The 18398-nt window shown below is 65.1% G+C and carries 23 protein-coding genes and 1 tRNA gene; 7 read left to right on the top strand and 17 right to left on the bottom strand.

Annotation, left to right across the window (positions count from 1 at the left end):
- Positions 1-34: 34 nt before the first annotated feature.
- The 7 genes from B4F07_RS01680 to eno all read right to left on the bottom strand — a co-directional run bounded on the left by B4F07_RS01680 (position 35) and on the right by eno (position 6359).
- Positions 35-382, bottom strand: a complete 348-nt coding sequence (locus B4F07_RS01680; RefSeq protein ID WP_293697433.1) for a DUF2794 domain-containing protein — start codon at positions 380-382, stop codon at positions 35-37.
- Positions 382-1107 (bottom strand): serine O-acetyltransferase EpsC, encoded by a 726-nt coding sequence (gene epsC, locus B4F07_RS01685; protein WP_293697435.1) that lies wholly within the window; start codon positions 1105-1107, stop codon positions 382-384. The genes B4F07_RS01680 and epsC overlap by 1 nt, the downstream gene beginning before the upstream one ends.
- A gap of 84 nt (positions 1108-1191) precedes the next feature.
- On the bottom strand, positions 1192-1824 hold the full coding sequence (locus B4F07_RS01690) for a hypothetical protein (RefSeq protein WP_293697437.1): 633 nt from the start codon (positions 1822-1824) through the stop codon (positions 1192-1194).
- A gap of 149 nt (positions 1825-1973) precedes the next feature.
- Positions 1974-3359 carry a pyruvate dehydrogenase complex E1 component subunit beta gene (locus B4F07_RS01695; protein WP_293697439.1) on the bottom strand — a complete coding sequence of 462 codons (1386 nt, stop codon included), beginning with the start codon at positions 3357-3359 and terminating at the stop codon, positions 1974-1976.
- 1 nt (position 3360) lies between these two features.
- Positions 3361-4431 (bottom strand): pyruvate dehydrogenase (acetyl-transferring) E1 component subunit alpha, encoded by a 1071-nt coding sequence (pdhA, locus tag B4F07_RS01700; RefSeq protein WP_293697441.1) that lies wholly within the window; start codon positions 4429-4431, stop codon positions 3361-3363.
- A gap of 257 nt (positions 4432-4688) precedes the next feature.
- Positions 4689-5015 (bottom strand): FtsB family cell division protein, encoded by a 327-nt coding sequence (locus B4F07_RS01705; RefSeq protein WP_293697443.1) that lies wholly within the window; start codon positions 5013-5015, stop codon positions 4689-4691.
- Between the two features lie 69 nt (positions 5016-5084).
- Positions 5085-6359, bottom strand: coding sequence for a phosphopyruvate hydratase (eno, locus tag B4F07_RS01710; RefSeq protein ID WP_293697445.1), 1275 nt, complete (start codon positions 6357-6359; stop codon positions 5085-5087).
- A gap of 201 nt (positions 6360-6560) precedes the next feature.
- Here eno and B4F07_RS01715 point away from each other — a divergent pair, with 201 nt between their 5' ends.
- From B4F07_RS01715 to B4F07_RS01735, 5 genes are all read left to right on the top strand, one after another.
- A complete protein-coding gene (locus B4F07_RS01715; RefSeq protein ID WP_293697447.1) occupies positions 6561-7106 on the top strand; it encodes a hypothetical protein in 546 nt (181 codons plus the stop codon).
- 37 nt (positions 7107-7143) lie between these two features.
- On the top strand, positions 7144-7578 hold the full coding sequence (locus B4F07_RS01720) for a phage holin family protein (RefSeq protein ID WP_293697449.1): 435 nt from the start codon (positions 7144-7146) through the stop codon (positions 7576-7578).
- Positions 7562-7969, top strand: coding sequence for a hypothetical protein (locus B4F07_RS01725; protein ID WP_293697451.1), 408 nt, complete (start codon positions 7562-7564; stop codon positions 7967-7969). Before B4F07_RS01720 ends, B4F07_RS01725 begins: the two co-directional genes overlap by 17 nt.
- Complete coding sequence (locus B4F07_RS01730; RefSeq protein WP_293697453.1) at positions 7953-8306, top strand: hypothetical protein; 354 nt, start codon at positions 7953-7955, stop codon at positions 8304-8306. Before B4F07_RS01725 ends, B4F07_RS01730 begins: the two co-directional genes overlap by 17 nt.
- A 69-nt stretch (positions 8307-8375) precedes the next feature.
- Entirely contained in the window at positions 8376-8591 is a 216-nt protein-coding gene (locus B4F07_RS01735; protein WP_137753697.1) for a DUF4170 domain-containing protein, read from the top strand.
- Between the two features lie 132 nt (positions 8592-8723).
- Here the strand turns inward: B4F07_RS01735 and B4F07_RS01740 are convergent, their stop codons facing one another.
- From B4F07_RS01740 to B4F07_RS01755, 4 genes are all read right to left on the bottom strand, one after another.
- Positions 8724-9002: an ETC complex I subunit gene (locus tag B4F07_RS01740; RefSeq protein WP_293697458.1), complete on the bottom strand. Its 279-nt coding sequence runs from the start codon at positions 9000-9002 to the stop codon at positions 8724-8726.
- A 70-nt stretch (positions 9003-9072) separates the two neighbouring features.
- The gene (gene hrpB / locus B4F07_RS01745; RefSeq protein WP_293697459.1) at positions 9073-11535 is read right to left on the bottom strand and encodes an ATP-dependent helicase HrpB; all 2463 of its coding nucleotides are present in this window, start codon (positions 11533-11535) and stop codon (positions 9073-9075) included.
- On the bottom strand, positions 11535-11915 hold the full coding sequence (locus tag B4F07_RS01750; RefSeq protein WP_293697461.1) for a DUF1801 domain-containing protein: 381 nt from the start codon (positions 11913-11915) through the stop codon (positions 11535-11537). Before B4F07_RS01750 ends, hrpB begins: the two co-directional genes overlap by 1 nt.
- Positions 11916-12050: 135 nt before the next feature.
- Entirely contained in the window at positions 12051-13064 is a 1014-nt protein-coding gene (locus tag B4F07_RS01755; protein ID WP_293697463.1) for a polyprenyl synthetase family protein, read from the bottom strand.
- A gap of 104 nt (positions 13065-13168) precedes the next feature.
- Here B4F07_RS01755 and B4F07_RS01760 point away from each other — a divergent pair, with 104 nt between their 5' ends.
- Both B4F07_RS01760 and B4F07_RS01765 read left to right on the top strand, forming a co-directional pair.
- Positions 13169-13456 (top strand): chorismate mutase, encoded by a 288-nt coding sequence (locus B4F07_RS01760; RefSeq protein ID WP_137869942.1) that lies wholly within the window; start codon positions 13169-13171, stop codon positions 13454-13456.
- A gap of 2 nt (positions 13457-13458) precedes the next feature.
- Positions 13459-14148, top strand: a complete 690-nt coding sequence (locus B4F07_RS01765) for a glutathione S-transferase N-terminal domain-containing protein (RefSeq protein WP_293697467.1) — start codon at positions 13459-13461, stop codon at positions 14146-14148.
- Between the two features lie 52 nt (positions 14149-14200).
- Here B4F07_RS01765 and B4F07_RS01770 read toward each other — a convergent pair whose 3' ends face one another.
- The 6 genes from B4F07_RS01770 to B4F07_RS01795 form a co-directional block, all read right to left on the bottom strand.
- A complete protein-coding gene (locus tag B4F07_RS01770; protein WP_293697469.1) occupies positions 14201-15091 on the bottom strand; it encodes an OmpA family protein in 891 nt (296 codons plus the stop codon).
- 161 nt (positions 15092-15252) lie between these two features.
- Positions 15253-16557 carry a sensor histidine kinase gene (locus B4F07_RS01775; RefSeq protein WP_293697521.1) on the bottom strand — a complete coding sequence of 435 codons (1305 nt, stop codon included), beginning with the start codon at positions 16555-16557 and terminating at the stop codon, positions 15253-15255.
- 113 nt (positions 16558-16670) lie between these two features.
- Complete coding sequence (locus B4F07_RS01780) at positions 16671-17336, bottom strand: response regulator transcription factor (protein WP_293697471.1); 666 nt, start codon at positions 17334-17336, stop codon at positions 16671-16673.
- 116 nt (positions 17337-17452) lie between these two features.
- A complete protein-coding gene (locus B4F07_RS01785) occupies positions 17453-17761 on the bottom strand; it encodes a PepSY domain-containing protein (protein WP_293697473.1) in 309 nt (102 codons plus the stop codon).
- An 88-nt stretch (positions 17762-17849) separates the two neighbouring features.
- Positions 17850-17924, bottom strand: a tRNA-Val gene (locus B4F07_RS01790).
- 177 nt (positions 17925-18101) lie between these two features.
- Entirely contained in the window at positions 18102-18374 is a 273-nt protein-coding gene (locus B4F07_RS01795) for an HU family DNA-binding protein (RefSeq protein ID WP_088441614.1), read from the bottom strand.
- Positions 18375-18398: the final 24 nt, after the last annotated feature.

Genomic DNA, 18398 nt, shown 5'->3' on the forward strand with positions numbered 1-18398 from the left:
CGGCCTTCGCCGGGATGACGACGTAGAAACGCCGTCAGTCTCCAACCAGCTTCATAAGCTTGCGTTCGACGGGGGCGAGCACGTTCGCGAGTTCGTCCCCACGTTTCAAAATCGCCCCGGCTTCGGAGACCAAGGCCCACATGCCCTGGCGGCTCCGCAAGGCGGGGCGTTTTTCGATGCGATATTCGGGGCGTTCGGCAGCGCGGCGAAAGGCCGAGAAGATCGCGGCATCGCGGTGGAAGTCCATCGCATAATCGCGCCAATGCCCCGCCGCGACCATGCGGCCGTAGAGGTCAAGGATGCGCATCAATTCGGGGCGTTCGAAACCGGTCTGCTGGGGTATCGCTTTCGTCGCGAACGACAGGGGCGTCACCGTTCCCATCAGGCGCTTTTCCGGCTCCCCTTGCGCCGCGGCGCTTCGTCTTCACTCACGGCATCGTCACTCGTGGCGTCGCGTTCGGAAATCAGTTGGGCGAGCTGTTTCTGCATCTGCTCAAGCTGGCATTGCAGCAGCTCAACCTTTTGCGTCGCGGGATCGAACGTCTCGTTGCATGTCCCATAAGGCACAAATTCGCGCGCATATTCGGCGGCGTCGACGAGGGTCGACCGCGCCGGGATGCCGACCATCACCGCGCCCTCGGGCACATCCTTGGTCACCACCGCATTGGCGCCGATGCGCGCGCGCGGGTTGACCGTGATCGGGCCGAGGATCTGCGCGCCCGATCCGACGATGACGTCGTCGGCCAGCGTCGGGTGGCGTTTGCCCGCGATGCCATTGGCAGGATCGGTCCCGCCCAAGGTGACGCACTGGTAGATGGTGACATTGTCGCCGATCTCGGCGGTCTCGCCGATGACGGTAAAGCCATGGTCGATAAACAGATGGCGGCCAATCTTGGCGCCCGGATGAATGTCGATCGCGGTCATCCAGCGCGACAGATGATTGACGAAGCGCGCAAGGAAAAACATTCGCGCCTCGAACAGCCAATGCGCGACGCGGTGCATGCCCACCGCGACGAGTCCCGGGTAGAGGAGAATTTCCCAACGCGACCGCGGCGCAGGGTCGCGCGCCTTGATCGAATCGAGATAGGCGATCAGCCCGTTGAACATACACTGTCCCCTGCGACCCTATTTTGTACCGGACAAGATAGATGTTCGGGCGGCGCATTTCCACCCCCGCGACATTTTTTGTCGTCAGCGACCCATCAGCCCGATCCGCAGCAGCAGCAAACCCTCGCTCCGCCAGCGCCGTTCGCCGTCGTTTTGGGCGATGGCTGCGGCCCAGCGGTCGAGCATCAGCAGCGCGCGGTTTGCTGCAAAAATGCTGCGCGGCGGCGGCGCCCAATCGCGCGCGGCGGCGAGCAACTCGCGCGCTTCCCGGGCTCCCGTCTGAACGCTGGCGCCCCACAGCAGCCCCCACCGCCGACCCCCGTCGGCATCGCCGCCCGACAGCGCAAAAAGACGTGCGCCGAATTCCGCGGCGGCGGAGTGACGGTCGGCGACATCCTCGGCGAGCAGCATCGCCTCGGCCGCATCGACGAGCGTATCGAGCCCGCCCTGCCCGGCCCATGTCGCGGTGAGCTCCGCGAGCAACGGCTCGCCCTTGGGCAAGCCATCGGGATCGCGCGCGAGCATCGCCACCATGTCGCGCCACCAGGCGAGTTTGATCTGGCCGATCAAAGGTTCGCGCGCGTCAATCAGGAGCCGCGTCAGCCGTTCGGCGAAGGCCCATAGCGTCGCGATCGCCGCGCGCCGTCCGCGCGGAACGGCGACCATCACGCGTGGATCGCGGATGTCGGGGTAGGAGGTCTCAGGTACGATTGTCATGCGCCGCAAGCGTTAGAGCACGACGGGAAAATAGGAAACCGTTCGCCCTGAGCCTGTCGAAGGGCCGCTCTTTCTTCAAGCGACGTCAAAGACAAGGACGGTGCTTCGACAAGCTCAGCACGAACGGAATTGAAGTGGGCGCCGACCAATCAACCGCGATTGCGAACCGCCTTCACCGCGGCGGCGACGCGCGGTACATCGACCAGCGCGGCCTTTTCCAGATTGGCGGCATAGGGCAGCGGCACATCTTCGTTGCACACGCGCATCACCGGCGCGTCGAGATCGTCAAAGCCCTGTTCCATCGCGACCATCGCCAGTTCGCTGGCGATCGAGCAGACCGGCCAGCCTTCCTCGACAACGACCAGATGGTTGGTCTTCTTGAGGCTCGCCAGCACCGTCGCCGTATCCAGCGGGCGCAAGGTGCGCAGATCGATGACCTCGGCGTCGATGCCCTCGCCCGCCAGCTGGTCGGCGGCTTCGAGCGCGAGCCCGACGCCGATCGAATAGCTGACGACGGTGACGTCGTTGCCCGGTCGCATGATGCGCGCCTGACCGATCGGCAGGACATGGTCGGGCAGATCGGGGACGTCGAAGCTGCGACCATAGAGCAGTTCGTTTTCGAGGAAAACGACGGGGTCTTCGGTGCGGATCGCGGCCTTCAACAACCCCTTGGCGTCGGCGGCGTCATAGGGCGCAATCACGATCAGGCCAGGGACGCTGGCGTACCAGGGCGCGAAATTCTGGCTGTGCTGCGCGCCGACGCGCGACGCGGCGCCATTGGGACCGCGGAACACGATCGGGCAGCGCATCTGGCCGCCCGACATATAGTTGGTCTTGGCCGCCGAGTTGATGATGTGGTCGATCGCCTGCATCGCGAAGTTGAAGGTCATGAATTCGATGACCGGCTTCAGCCCGCCCATCGCCGCACCGGCGCCGAGCCCGGCAAAGCCATATTCGGTGATCGGCGTGTCGATGACGCGGCGCGCGCCGAATTCGTCGAGCAGCCCCTGCGTGACCTTATACGCGCCCTGATATTCGGCGACTTCCTCGCCCATCACGAACACGCGGTCGTCGGCGCGCATTTCCTCGGCCATCGCGTCGCGCAATGCTTCGCGGACGGTCAGGCGGACCATGGCGGTGCCTTCGGGGATCGCGGGGTCAGCGACCGCGGCTTTCGCCTTGACGACAAGTTGCTCGGTGCCGCTTTCGGCTTTTTTCGGCACGTCCTCTTTAGGCGTATCGGCCTTGGGCGCTTCGGCAGCGGGCGCGGGCGTCGGGGCCGCAGCTTCCTCCCCGTCGCCCGTAATCGTCGCGATCACGGTGCCGACCTTCACATTGTCGGTGCCCTCGGCGACCAGGATCTGGCCAATCGTGCCTTCGTCGATCGCTTCAAATTCCATCGTCGCCTTGTCGGTCTCGATCTCGGCGAGGATGTCGCCCGACTTGACCGCATCGCCTTCCTTGACGAGCCATTTGGCGAGCGTGCCTTCTTCCATCGTCGGCGACAGCGCCGGCATCTTCAATTCGATGGCCATCTCAATATTGCTCCACCAGCACGTCGGTATAAAGTTCATGCAGTTCGGGTTCGGGGGCGCTTTCGGCAAAGTCGGCGGAATCGGCAACGATCGCGCGGATTTCCTTGTCGATGGCCTTGAACTTGTCCTCGGTGATCCCCGCTTCCTCCATCACCTTTTTCAGATGTTCGAGCGCGTCGGACTTGTCGCGCACCGCCTGCACTTCCTCGCGGCTGCGATATTTGGCCGGGTCGGACATCGAATGGCCGCGATAGCGATAGGTTTTGAGCTCCATCAGCACCGGCCCCTTGCCCGCGCGCACCCATTCGAGCGCCGCCTCAGCGGCACCGCGCACCGCGAGCACGTCCATGCCGTCAACCTGCATCCCGGGGATGCGGAAGCTTTCGCCGCGGCGATAAAGCTGATCCTCGGCCGACGAGCGATTGACCGACGTGCCCATCGCATATTGGTTGTTCTCGATCACAAAGATGATCGGCAGCTTCCACAGCTCGGCCATGTTGAAGCTTTCATAGACCTGCCCCTGGTTCGACGCGCCGTCGCCGAAATAGGACATCGCGACCCCGCCGTCGTCGCGATATTTGTGTGCGAAGGCAAGGCCGGTGCCGAGCGACACCTGCGCCCCGACGATGCCGTGGCCGCCGTAGAATTTATGCTCGACGCTGAACATGTGCATCGACCCGCCCTTGCCGCGCGAAATGCCCGCGGCGCGGCCAGTTAGTTCGGCCATGATGACCTTGGGGTCGATACCATAGGCGAGCATATGACCGTGGTCCCGGTATCCGGTGATCACGCTGTCCTTGTCGCCGTCGAGCGCCGACTGCAAACCCACTGCGACGGCTTCCTGGCCGATATAGAGATGGCAAAAACCACCGATCAGCCCCAGTCCGTACAACTGCCCCGCCTTTTCCTCGAAACGCCGGATCAGCAGCATTTCGCGGTAGAATTTCTCCAGCTCCTCGGGCGTCGCGTCATAGGAAACGGGATCGCGCGGCTGCTCGCGGTTGGTCGCGGCGGCGGGCGTGGACGCAGTCTTTTTCGGCGCGGCAGGTTTGCGCGCGGGTGCTTTGGCCAAGGGAGGTTTCCTTTGCATTTAGCCGTTACGGCAAGGCTCCCTATAGGAGCCGTGCGCCGGGTTTGGCAACGCCCGCTTGGAGGCGGCAGCAATGCAAACTTACGTATGCAGCATATCTAAGCCCCTCCCCTTCAGGGGAGGGGTTGGGGTGGAGTCTGTCGGCGTCGTGCAAGGCCGCTGGATCCCACCCGCTGCGACTAAGCCAGCAAGCTGGCAAGTCTCGCTGCCCTCCCCTGAAGGAGAGGTATTTACCTAGGTCAGCGTTTCGCCGCAGGCTCCAGCGGAATGATCACCTCGTCAGGGTGATAGGCGCCCAGCTTCTCGCGCACATATTCCTCGGCCAAGTCGGGATCGACGCGCCGCCGGTCGAGCAGATTGACCCGGTTCTCCAGCTCGCTTTCCTTCTTGGCGAGTTCAGACAGCACGACGCGCTTCTTTTCGACCGACTGGCTGTAATCGCCCCAGGCATACAGCCCGGTCGGCCCAAAAATGATGTAACCGATCATCGCCAGCACCGCGATCACCGCGACCGCGGGGCCAACGGCCCGGTTCATCGATTTGCGAAGTTTGTGGCGCTGCGTCATTCCGGCCCTTGAATCAGAGTTGATTCATGGCGTCAAGGCATCAGGCCACAGTTTTCCGCAGCTTTGCGCTCAACCGAAAATCGCCGCCCCCGGATAACGCGCCATGTCGCCCAGCTCTTCCTCGATGCGGATCAGCTGGTTGTACTTCGCGAGCCGGTCCGAGCGCGCGAGGCTGCCGGTCTTGATCTGGCCGCAGTTGGTGGCGACCGCCAGGTCGGCGATCGTCGAATCCTCGGTTTCGCCCGAACGGTGCGACATCACCGCTGTGTAACGCGCGCGGTGTGCCATATCGACCGCATCGAGCGTTTCGGACAGCGTGCCGATCTGGTTGACCTTCACGAGCAGCGAGTTGGCGAGGCCGTCCTTGATCCCCTGTTCCAGCCGCAGCGGGTTGGTGACGAACAGATCGTCGCCGACCAGCTGGCACTTGTCGCCGACAAGGTCGGTGAGCGCCTTCCAGCCCGTGAAATCATCTTCGCTCATGCCGTCCTCGATCGATTTGATTGGATAGTCGTTGACGAGCGCGGCGAGATATTCGGCCATCTGCTCGGGGCTGAGCGACAATCCCTCGCCGCTGATCTCATATTTGCCGTTCTTGAAGAATTCGGTCGCGGCGCAGTCGAGTGCAAGCACGACGTCGGTGCCGAGCTTGAAGCCCGCCTGGTCGACCGACGCGGCGATGAAATCGAGCGCGGCGCGCGTCGAGGCGAGGTTCGGGGCGAAGCCGCCTTCGTCGCCGACTGCCGTGGCGAGGCCTTTCGCCGTCAGGCCTTTCTTGAGCGTGTGGAAAATCTCGCTGCCCCAGCGCACTGCTTCGGCGATGCTGCCGGCGCCGACGGGCATGATCATGAATTCCTGCACATCGATCGGGTTGTCGGCATGTTCGCCGCCGTTGATGATGTTCATCATCGGCACCGGCAAGGTGCGCGCCGACACGCCGCCGACATAACGATAGAGCGGCAGCCCGCGCGCGTCGGCCGCGGCCTTGGCAGCAGCAAGGCTGACGCCGAGGATCGCATTGGCGCCAAGGCGGCTCTTGTTCGCCGTGCCGTCGAGGTCGATCATCGTTATATCAAGTTCGCGCTGGTCCTCGGCATCGAGGCCGATCAGCGCCTCGGCGATGTCGCCATTGACCGCGGCGACCGCCTTGATCACGCCCTTGCCGAGGTAGCGTGACTTGTCGCCATCGCGCAGTTCGACGGCTTCATGCGCGCCGGTCGAGGCGCCGGAAGGCACCGCAGCGCGGCCAAAGCTGCCATCCTCCAGCAGCACATCGACTTCGACGGTGGGGTTGCCGCGACTGTCGAGGATTTCGCGGCCGTGGATGTCGATGATGGCGGTCATGGGATATGTCCTGCTGGCGGCCCGCGATAGGCCGGTTGGGAAAGGCGCCCGCCTGTTATCGGCGCGGCGCGGGAATCGCAATAATGGATAGGAATTTTGCTGGCCTATGGAACCAATGGGCGGCTCTTGCTATATATTCAGGCAGGACCAAAGGGATGTTCGCCAATGCGGCGCCCGACACAAGAAGAAGAGGATAACGCCATGGCCAAGCCCGCTACTCCCGCGACGACCAAAACCGCCGCCCCGCGCCCCAAGGCCCCCGCAAAGGCTGGCGCGACGAAGGCTGCGCCCGCGCGCAAGCCCGCGACCGTGAAGGCCGCCAAGGATCATCCGATCCGCGACCAGCTGGTTGCGACGCGCGAAACGATCAAAACCGAAGCGTCGAAAAAGGCCGCCTCGCTCAAGGGTGAAGCGACGACGCTCGCCAACCAGGCGTCGGCGAAGGCGCGCGACGCCGCGACCAAGGGCAAGGGCAAGGCCGCCGACGCGGTCGGCAACCTCGCCAAGATGCTGGAAGACAGCGCCGGCACCGTCGATACCAAGTTCGGCAAGCAATATGGGGACTATGCCCGCTCGGCCGCGGCGACCGTCGCTGGCCTCGCCTCGACGCTCGACAAAAAGGATCTCGACGAGCTCGCCGCTTCGACCAAGGATATGGTCAAGAAGAACCCCGCGATTGCGGTCGGCGCGGCAACGGTAATCGGCTTTGTGCTGGCCCGGATGCTCAAGGGCGGCTCGAACGATTGACAAGGTCTTGCCATCCGCAGATCCGACCCTCCCGCCCATGTCCGACGAGCGCAGCTTTGACGGGATAAGTCACGGCTACGCGCCCGACGGTCCGCCGGTGGCGCCGCCGCCCGTGCCGCTCGAACAGATTGTCGGCGATGTCGTCGACAATCTGTCGGCGACCGCGCGGGCGGAGTTTGCGTTGATCGAGGCGCGCGGTGAGCTGGCGCTGCACGGTGCCAGCCGCGCCGCGATCTGGGGCGGTGTTGCTGCGACCGCGGCGGGGGTCGCGCTGCTGGCGCTGGCGTTCGGCGCGATCCTGGCGCTTTCGCCGCAGATCGGGCCGCTGCTAGCGACCCTGGTCGTCGTATCGGCGCTGCTGGTGATTGCAGCAATCGCGGCGTGGCGCGCGCACAACCATTATGGCGACATCCGCACCGCGCTGCGGCGCGACCTGACCAATGAGGGGATCGACGATGGCGCGGACGCGTAACCGCCTGATCGCCGCAGCGCGGCGCTCGATGCTCCAGCGCGCCGAGCTGCACCGGCGGCTCGACGTCGCGAAGGCGGCGTTGAAGCCCGGTGCGCTGGTCGATCGCGGCAAATATCGGCTCAATGCAAAGGTCGATGACGCCGCGCATGCAGTGCGCCGCGAGTTTCGCAACAACCGCCTGCCGATCGCCCTCGCTGCGGTCGCGGGGGTGGCGTGGCTGCTGCGCGAACCGATCAAGCAACATGCGCCGCGACTGACGCAAAAGATTCAGGATATGGCGAACGCGATCACCGATCGCCTGCACCCCGCGGACGATACAGACGAAGAAACATACGCCGATGACGGCGAAACGATCGAACCAGTGGAGAATGACGATGAAGCCGTTCAGTGAAACCGCCAGCGACGCGCGCGCCAAAGCGAGTGAACTTGCCGAGAAAACCGCCGAAAATGCACGACTGACCGCCGAGGCGGCGAAGGCGCGGATCCAGGACGGCTATGGCCGCGCGCGCGCCGCGACCGAAGATTTGGCGCACAAGGCCAGCGAACAGGCAAGCGTCGCCCGTGACGCCGCCGGCGAAGTCTATGAAAAGGGCAAGGTCCAGGCCAAGCGCGCGAACAGCAAGTTGAAGGAAGCGGCCGAGAAACAGCCGATGGCGCTCGTGGCCGGTGCAATCGCGATCGGCGCGCTGCTCGGATCGCTGCTTCCGAAGGGCCGCAAGGACGATTGACCGGCTTGCCGTAGCGGCGCCGCGCTGTTAGGGGCCGCGCCTTCTCCCCGACCCGCAAGGACAGCAGCCATGAGCAAATTGCATCTCGTGTTCGGTGGACGCGTCAGCGATCCGCAAGGCACCGACTTTGTCGACCTCCACAATCTCGACGTCGTCGGGCTGTTCCCCGACTATAAGTCGGCGGAAAAGGCCTGGCGCGCCGCGGCGCAGCGCACCGTCGACGATGCCGAAATGAAATATGTCGTCGTGCATCTGCACAAGCTGTTGCAGCCGGACAGCGAGTAAGCGCCAACGCAATAATTAAGCCCTGTTCGCCCTGAGCTTGTCGAAGGGCCGTTCTTTCTTTGCGACGTCAAAAAGAAGAACAGTGCTTCGACAAGCTCAGCACGAACGGTGTTGGTCGGTTCTGCCGCCGCCTCAGCGGAAATTGTCGGCGTAAGCCTGAATCTTCAGCGTGCGCACCGGCGGCGCAACCACCTCGGCATCGATCCCGTTGCGTTCCGCATAGGCAATCGCTTCTTCCTGGCTCGCAAAGCCCAGCCGGATCTGCCGCTGCGTATCGCCGCTGCCCGCCCAGCCCATCAACGGATCGGGCTTGCGCGCTTCGGCTGGAGCGAATTCCAGCATCCAGCGCTGCGTTCCGGCGCGCCCCGACTGCATCGCATTTTTGGGTTTCTGGAAGATGCGCGCTTTCATCTGGACTGTCCTGCGTTGGTTGGGCTGCCCGTGCCTTAGCGGCTTGCTGGCCTCGCGAAAAGGGCCAACCTCATGCCCCGTCGCGCCGCGCCTGCGCCGCCTTGGTCATCAATGTCGGGCGGGCATTGGCGGGGTCGTCGGGCCAGCTGTGCTTGGGATAGCGGCCACGCATCTCGCGCGCGACATCGTGCCAGCTGCCACCCCAAAAGCTGACCAGATCGCGTGTCGTCTGGATCGGGCGGTGCGCGGGCGAAGTCAGCGCGAGCACCAGCGGCACCGGCGGATCGCCGATCGTGGGGTGACGCGCCAGCCCGAACAATTCCTGCACCCGGACGCTGACCGTCGGCCCGCCGTCGGCGCCATAATCGATCGGATGGCGGCTCCCGACCGGGGTAAGGTAATCGGCGGGGGCGTGTTTTTCGAGCAACTGCCGCGCCGACCAGTCGAGCAGCCCCATCAGTGCGTCGGTCAGCTTGCGGTCGCCAATGTCGCGCAGCCCGCGGCATCCCACGAGCAGCGGCGGCAACCAGATGTCGAGGCCGTCTGCGAGCGCCCCGGTCGACAGTGTATCGATGCCCGCAAAACTCGCGCGTTGGCGCAGCGCCTGCGCCGCCGGTCCCCAGCCGATCAGCCCGAGCCCTTTGTCGCGGACCGCCGCGAGCCGCAGCGCAATGTCCTCCTCGACATTGTCGCTGCGCCCCGCCTGCCCGCTGGTCAGCGCGATCGCGCCGAGCCGCCGTTCGCGGCGGTGGTCGACGCGGTCGCTGGCGGCGTCATAGCTGCTCGCCGCGTGCGCGACGATGCGATCGGCGAAGATCGCCTCGACCTCGGCTTGTTCGATCGGCGCGGCGGCGAGGATGCGAACCCCGGCGGCGTGACCCTGCGCATCGGCGATCGCCAGCCATTCGCTGGCCGCGAGCGGTTCGACCGGGTCGATGCGATAGGCGCGGCCGCCGACGCTGAGATATTCGCCGCGCTGTCCCGCCCGCTGGCGCGCGACGCGATCGGGCCAGGCGGTCGCGATCCAGCCGCCGATCGAGCGCGGTGCGACGTCCTCGGTCCCCGCCGCCAGCTTGTCGCCGATGTTCGCGAGCCGCCGCGCCAGTCGGACCGCGCCTTCGCTGCGGTCGCCGCGCTGCCCGCGCCAGCGCCCGAGCCGCGCCTCGACATCGACGCCGCGCCCGCCGAGCCCGGGTTCGGTCAGCAGCACCGCGAGGCGCCCCGCTAGTTCCCCCTCCCCCGCGCGCGCCGCGTCGAGCAGCATATGCGCGAGCGGCACCGGCAGCGGGATCGCCGCCAACGCCTTGCCATGCGCGGTGATGCGGCTGTCGTCGCCCAGCGCCCCGATCGCCTGCAGCCGCGTCTTGGCCTCGGCAATCGCTGCGGGTGACGGCGGGTCGAGCCAGCCGAGTTGGCGCGGATCGATGATGCCCCAACTGGCACAATCGAGTACCACCGGCATCAGGTCATTTTCATGGATTTCGGGCGGATCGAACGGCGGCATGCCGGCCGTCGCCGCGGCTTCCCACAGGCGGTAGGCGACCCCCGGCCCCTGCCGCGCCGCGCGCCCGGCGCGCTGCGTTGCCGATGCCTGGCTGGCGCGTTCGGTGACGAGGCGCGCGATCGCAGCCGCCTTGTCGAAGCGCGGCCGCCGCGACAGTCCAGCATCGATGACGATGCGGACCCCGTCGATGGTCAGGCTGGTTTCGGCGATGCTCGTCGCCAGGATCAGCTTGCGCCCGCCATCGGTATCGCGAACCAGAGCCTTGCGCTGCAATGCCGGGTCGATCTGGCCGTGCAGGCGGTGGACGACGAGCGGCAGCCCCGATGCCTCGACCGCTGCTGCGGCGCGCTCGATATCGGCGGCGCCGGGCAGGAAGGCCAGCACGTCGCCCTCACGTTCATCCGCCATCGCCTGCCGGACCGCGACCAGTACGCTGGCTTCGAGCCGGTCTTCGGCGCGGCGACCGATATGGCGCAGCTCGAGCGGGAAAATCTTGCCCTCGCTGCGCACCACCGGCGCGTTGCCAAGCAGCGCCCCAAAGCGCGCGCCGTCGAGCGTCGCCGACATGGCGATCAGCCGCAGATCGTCGCGCAACCCCTGCTGCGCATCGATCGCCAGCGCGAGCGCGAAATCGCCGTCGAGGCTGCGTTCGTGGACCTCGTCGAACAGCACCGCCGACACGCCGCTGAGTTCGGGATCGGCGAGGATGCGGTTGCGGAACAGCCCCGGGGTCATGACCAGCAGCCGCGTCGCTGCCGACTGCTTGCTGTCGAGCCGCGTCGCATAGCCTACCTTGCCGCCGACCGGCTCGCCCATCTCGTCGGCAATCCGCTCCGCCGCGGCGCGCGCGGCCAGGCGGCGGGGCGACAGCAGCCAGACGTCACCGCTGCACCACGGCTGGGCGAGCATCGCGGGCGCTACTCGCGTCGTCTTGCCCGCGCCCGGCGGCGCCACAACGACGACATTGGGTTTGAGCACCAGCGCCGCCATGATGTCGGGCAGCACCTCATCGATCGGCAGCGGCTGCATCAGGTGCGCGCCGCCGGGTTGCCGAATTCGATGTTGAGGCGATGGGCCTCGGCGGCAAGCCGGGCGACTTTCTCCGCGGTAACTTCGGTCGCTTCGGTCAACACCAGATTGCCGAGTTCATATTTGCCGCTTGCCTTGATCCGCGGTTCCAGGTCACGCAGACGCTTGCCGCGCCAGAAACCGAGCAGGACACGCTGCTCCTCGGCGCGGATCAGTATGCACGGGCCGTTCGCCATGAAGACGAGGTTGGCCCATTTGATCGTTTCGTCAAAGGGCGCAGCGGAAAGGATCGCGCCGCGCATCATCTGGCAGCGCTCGCGCTGCCAGCCTGACAGGGCGGCGATATAGGCGTCGGGGCTTTCTGCGGCTGGACCCATCATCGGCGTTCGTCGTTCCCGATATTCGGCAATATCACCTGGTCCTCGTCACCCCGGACTTGATCCGGGGTCCCGCTCTGCAGCGTTTGAAAAGCGGGACCCCGGATCAAGTCCGGGGTGACGATGGAAAAAACTGTATCAATAAGCCCGCGCAACCGCGAAGGCTACTGCCTCGTTCAGTGCCGCCTTCGCATGGCTGGCGCGAAAGCCGCCGATCGCGTCGACGGCGCGCTGGCCATAATGCCGCGCGCGCGCCAGCGTGTCTTCGATCGTGCCATGCTTGTGGAGCAGGCTGGTGGCGTGCAGCAGGTCTTCGTCCGCGGTGCGATGGCCGGTGATCGCCAGCTTCCAAAACTCGCGCTCCTCGGCGCTGCCGCGCGCATAAGCGAGAATGACCGGGAGCGTGACCTTGCCATCGCGGAAATCGTCGCCGACCCCCTTGCCCATCGTTTCGGCGTCCGAAACATAATCGATCGCATCGTCGACCAGCTGGAATGCGATGCCGAGGTTGCGGCCATAGGCGTCGAGTGCCGCTTCGGTCGCCTCGTCGCGCTCAGCGACGACCGCGGCAATCTTGCAAGCCGCGGCAAACAGCTCGGCGGTCTTGGCGTTGATGATCGCCAGATACTGGTCTTCGCTCGTTTCGATGCGGCGCTGTGCCGAGAGCTGGTTGACCTCGCCCTCGGCAATCACCGCCGACGCGCGCGACAGGATCTTGAGCACTTTCAGCGATCCGTCCTCGACCATCACTTCAAACGCACGGCTGAACAGGAAATCGCCGACCAGCACCGACGCGCTGTTGCCCCAGATCAGGTTTGCGGTCTTGCGCCCGCGGCGCAGGTCCGATTTATCGACGACATCGTCGTGGAGCAGCGTTGCAGTGTGGATGAATTCGACCGCGGCAGCGAGCTTGCAATGGCGCCGTCCGGGATAGTCGAGCAGCTTGCCGCAAGCGAGCGTCAGCATCGGCCGCATCCGCTTGCCGCCGCCGGCAATCAGATGCCCCGCGAGTTCGGGGATCAACGGCACTTCGGATTGCATGCGGTCGAGAATGACCGAATTCACCTCGTTCATATCGGCGGCGACAAGCGCCATCATCGGATCGAGCGAGGGGGGCCGGTCGCCGTGGAGCTGGTGGATTTCGGCAGTCATGATGCGGCGAGCTTTGGCGGCGCGGCCGCGATTTTGCAACGACTTTCGGCTTGCATGACGCCCCTCCCCGGTGCCAAGCGTGCCGGGCATAAGAGGAGCCGCATATGGACGATCAACTGAGCCGCTACCGTCAGAGCATCGACAATATCGACGCGGCGCTGGTCTACATGCTGGCCGAGCGGTTCAAGGTCACCAAGGCGGTCGGCGAGCTGAAGGCGCGCGAGGGCATGCCGCCCGCCGATCCTGGCCGTGAAGAGCGACAGATCGAGCGGCTGCGGTCGCTGGCGCGCGATGCCGACCTCGACCCCGACTTTACCGAAAAATTCCTGCGCTTCATCATCGAAGAAGTGATCCGCCATCATCAACAGGCCAAGCGCGAGCAGGACGTCTGACAATGGATCATGCGATCTTTGCCAAATGGCCCGCGCAATATCCGGACCGGCTCCAGCTTTTCTCCGCCCCGACGCCAAACGGGGTCAAGGTCGGCATTATGCTCGAGGAGACCGGCCTGCCCTACGAAGCGCACCGCGTCGATATCATGGCAAATGAAAGCCACGACCCGGCGTTTCTCGCGCTCAACCCGAATGGCAAGATCCCGGCGATCTATGACCCGGACGGCCCCGGCGGCAAGCCGCTGGCATTGTGGGAATCGGGCGCGATCCTGATCTACCTGGCCGACAAGAGCGGGCAATTGCTGCCCGCCGATCCCGCCGCGCGCTACGAAACGATCCAGTGGTTGATGTGGCAGATGGGCGGGGTCGGCCCGATGTTTGGCCAGCTCGGCTTTTTCCACAAATTCGCCGGGCGCGAATATGAGGATAAACGCCCGCGCGACCGCTACGCCGCCGAATCCGCGCGCCTGCTCGGCGTGCTCGACGCGCGATTGGCGGGGCGATCATGGATCATGGGTGACGATTACAGCATTGCCGACATTTCGCTGCTCGGCTGGGTGCGTAATCTGATCGGCTTTTACGAAGCCGCCGAGATTGTCGGCTTCGACCGTTTCGCGCATGTCCAGCGCTGGCTCGATACCGGTCTGGCACGGCCGACGGTGCAGCGCGGGCTAGTCGTCACCGCGGCCTGAACGTGTCGATGCGCAGCCGGGGACGGGTCCGACCCGCCCCCGGCGCATTCGTTTACATCCCGTCGAGCCCCTTGCTGACCAGGATGTTCACCGCGACGCGGCGATTCATCGCCTTGCCTTCGGGGGTGCTGTTGTCCGCCGCAGGATCGGCTTCGGACATGCCGGTTGGGGTCAGCATGCGATAAGGTTTCCAGCCGCACGCCTGTTGCAGGTGGTTCACAACGCGGCCCGCGCGCTTTTCGCTCAGCGCCTGGTTAAGCTCCTCGCTGCCGGTGGAATCGGTATAGCCAACGACCAGCAACAGCGCGTTGTCCATCGTTTCGGCCTGTGTTGCGGTGGAGCACAGATCGGCTTTCGCCTGCGGCGACAAAATCGCCTTCCCGGTGTCGAAATTCACGTTGATCGTGCTTTTGACATTATATTGATCGATGTCGCCGACGCGGCTGCGCAGCGCTTCGGTCGCCGCGGTCTGCTCGGCAAAGCGCTGGTCAGTGCCGGTGCGGATCATCGATGCGGTGCGCAGATCCTTGCTCTTGAGGTCGACCTCGCTGGCGACCAGCCCGCCATCCCACTGCAAAGTTTCGACGGTGACCGGCAGGCCATTGAGCAGCGAGTCCGCCGCCAGCTTGTCGCTGTTGAGGCCCAGGAAGCCGCCTTTCGACTTGATCTTGGTATAATCGGCGATCGCGATGGTCGTGTCATTGCCATCGGCGGTACGCACGCGCATCCGGCCGTCGCTGCGCGCCGAGATGATGCCTTCGACCTGCGGCCCCTTGGTCATCTGGTCGGGGGCCGGCAGTGTGCCATAAACGGTCGCCATGACGTCGCCGTCGGCCTGCTCCGGCGGCGCCTCCGGCGTTTGGGCAGCCAGGCCGACCGGCGCGGCGGCGGCCAGCGCTGCGAGCAACAATATCGATTTTGGTCTTTTGGAAACGGTAAGCATGACCCTACTCCTTCAGTGAGCCGCCCCCGCGAATTCCCGACGCCCCTTCCGGCAACTCGGTTCGCGCGGCAAGACAGGACCGCCGGTTGCATGGACAATATGGGCGGATTGTGCGGTGAGCCGATGGATAGCGCGCCGCGTCGCAGAGGTTTTGAGGGAATCTAGCCCGCCGGCAGCCGCAATCGGACCAGCAGCCCGCCCAGATCCTCGCTCTCTTCGAGCGCGATGCTACCGCCGTAAATTTCGGCAACGTCGCGGACAATCGCGAGGCCCAGCCCGGTGCCCGGCTTGCCGCTGTCGAGCCGGACGCCGCGATCGAAGATGCGCATCCGGTCGGCGGGCGAAATGCCGGGGCCGTCGTCCTCGACCAGAATTTCGGCCATCGCGCCATCACGCTGGATCGTGACGAATACGCTGCCGCCGCCATATTTCGCGGCGTTTTCGAGCAGATTGCCGATCAGTTCGTCGAGATCCTGGCGCTCGACCCGCGCCACCAATGTCTTGTCCCCCGCCGCGTCGAGCCGTGCCTCGGGATAAAGCAACGCTACCGCGCGCGCCACGCTGTCGACGCTTTCGCGGACATTGGCGCGCGCCTGCGCCGCACCGCGCCGCCCGACCGCACGGGCGCGGGCCAGATGATGCTCGACCTGCCGCTGCATCGTCGCCGCCTCGCGCCGCACCGTGTCGGCGAGCGGCGACGTCTGGCTCGTCGCGCTGTTGAGCAACACCGTGAGCGGGGTCTTGAGCGCATGGGCCAGATTGCCGGCATGAAGCCGTGCTTCCTCGGCCTGTTTCTCGTTATGCGCGAGCAGCGCGTTCAGCTCGTCGACCATCGGCTGCACTTCCAGCGGCAGCGGCGCATCGACGCGGCGATTCTGGCCGCCGCGCATCGCCGCGATCGCGCGGCGGATATGGCGCAGCGGCCAGAGGCCATAGAAGGTCTGGAGCGCGGCGAGGATGAGGAGGCCGAGGCCAAGCAGCGCGAGGCTGGGGATCAACGTCGCCCGCACCGCGCCGACCTGCGTATCGAGCGCCTCGCGCGACTGGGCGATCTGGTACCGCCAGCTGACCTTGCTGCCCGGCAGGATGACATTGCGTTCGAGCACGCGAAGCTCTTCGTCGGGAAACTGGTTGCTGTCATAGATATGGATGTCATCGTCGACATGCGGTGTCGGCGCCTTCAGCGACCGTTCCCACAGCGACCGCGAGCGATAGGGTTCCTGCGTGCCGCCGCTGATCTGCCAGTACAGACCGCTATAGGGCTCCAGGAACCGCTGATCACCGAGCGGTTCGACCAGCCGCACTTCGCCGTCGGGGCCGATTTCCGACGAGCGGATCATCGCGATCAGGACATATTCGAGGCTGGAATCGAAATTGCGCGTGATCGCGCCGGTGAGCACCCGATCGAGCGCAAAGCCGCCGCCGATCAGCAGCACCGAAATCCACAGCGCGGCAATCGCGATCATGCGCCGCGCCAGCGATCCGGTGATGCGGCTGGTCAGCGCGACCGGTTTTTCCACCGGCTCGCGGGCCGTTACGCCTGCTGCACTGGGTTCCATATCGGCCATGGCCGAACGGTTCAGCCCTGGGGATCGTCGAGCTGGTAACCCAGACCGCGGATCGTCGTGATGATGTCCGCGCCCAGCTTTTTGCGAATACGCGTCACGAAAACCTCGATCGTATTGGAATCGCGATCGAAATCCTGATCGTAAATATGCTCGATCAGTTCGGTACGCGACACCACCTTGCCCTTGTGGTGCAGCAGATACGACAGCAGCTTATATTCCTGGGCGGTGAGCTTGACCGGTTCACCCGCCAGCGTCACGCGGCCCGAACGCGTGTCGAGCCGCACGTCGCCCGCGGTCAGTTCGCTCGACGCATTGCCCGCAGCGCGGCGGATCAGCGCGCGCAGGCGAGCGATCAGTTCCTCGGTCTGGAACGGCTTGGCGAGATAATCGTCGGCGCCGGCATCCAGCCCCGCCACCTTGTCCGACCAGCTGTCACGCGCGGTCAGCACCAGCACAGGGAAATTGCGCTTTTCGCGGCGCCAGCGGTCCAGCACCGTCAGCCCGTCGATCTCAGGCAAGCCAAGGTCGAGGATCGCGGCGTCGTAATTTTCCGTCGAACCGAGGAAATGGCCATCCTCGCCATCGGTCGCCAGATCGACGGCATAGCCTGCGCCTTCCAGCGTCGCCTTCAGCTGCGGGCCGAGGGTAGGTTCGTCTTCGACAATCAAGATCCGCATTCGGACGCCTTTCTTTTGCTGACCGGCGAAACCGGCCGCATGTTTCGACTGTGTATCAAGTCCGAACGATCATCGCAAAATGTCGTTGCGTCGGGATCGTCGGCAATGAGGAGGTATCAGGGCTTACGGCCGACAATCCGGCCGGTGCGCGCATCGACATAGACAACGACGACCTGGTTGCCGTTCATGAATTTCAGCGCATAGATCATGCGTCCGGCGTCGAACTGCGGCCCGCCCAGATAGGTCATCTCGCTATAGGGTGCGCGCGAACGGACGTCGTCGATCAAGCGGTTGAGCGGAATGACCTGTCCCTTGGCCGCCGCGTCGCGCAGATGATCCTGATCACGATTGCCGCGCGCGGCCGCTGGCGCGCCCGCGGAAAGCAGCAGGGCCGAGATGAGCGAGAAGGTCAGGGTGCGGATCATGGCCGTCTCTCTAATGCAAAGGCATTGAATAGGCGATGAATGGTCCCGTCAGCTTGCGTTTCGCTTGCGGGACCGCGTGACCGGGACATGGTGGGCGCGGCAGGGATTGAACCTGCGACCCCACCCGTGTGAAGGGTGTGCTCTACCACTGAGCTACGCGCCCGTCCGGGTTCGACCCAATCGCCGACGCCCGAAAGCCGGACGTCCATAGCCGCTGCACCGATGATTGCAACGGCGATTTCGCCGAAGCCATTATGTCCCCCGAAACCGCCGTGCCGATGCAAATCAGGCCGCAGCTTTCGCCGCGGCCCGAAATCGTCTTAACCCAAGGGTTGGCCAATCAGTTGACCGCGTCCTTGAGGGCCTTGCCGGCCTTGAACTTGGGCTGGTTCGACGCCGCGATCGTCATCGTTTCGCCGGTGCGCGGGTTGCGACCGGTCGATGCCTTGCGCTTGCTGACCGCGAAGGTGCCGAAACCAACGAGACGAACTTCGCCGCCCTTTTTCAGCGAACCCGTGATCGCTTCGAACACGGCTTCAACGGCTTTGCTCGCGTCACCCTTGGTCAGGCCGCTCGAGTCAGCGACGGCGGCGATCAGGTCTTGTTTGTTCATGCCTAAGGAACCCCTGCTTCTGGT

It is taken from the genome of Sphingopyxis sp. UBA6723, from assembly GCF_002454115.1.
In the GTDB taxonomy this organism is placed as follows: Bacteria; Pseudomonadota; Alphaproteobacteria; order Sphingomonadales; family Sphingomonadaceae; genus Sphingopyxis.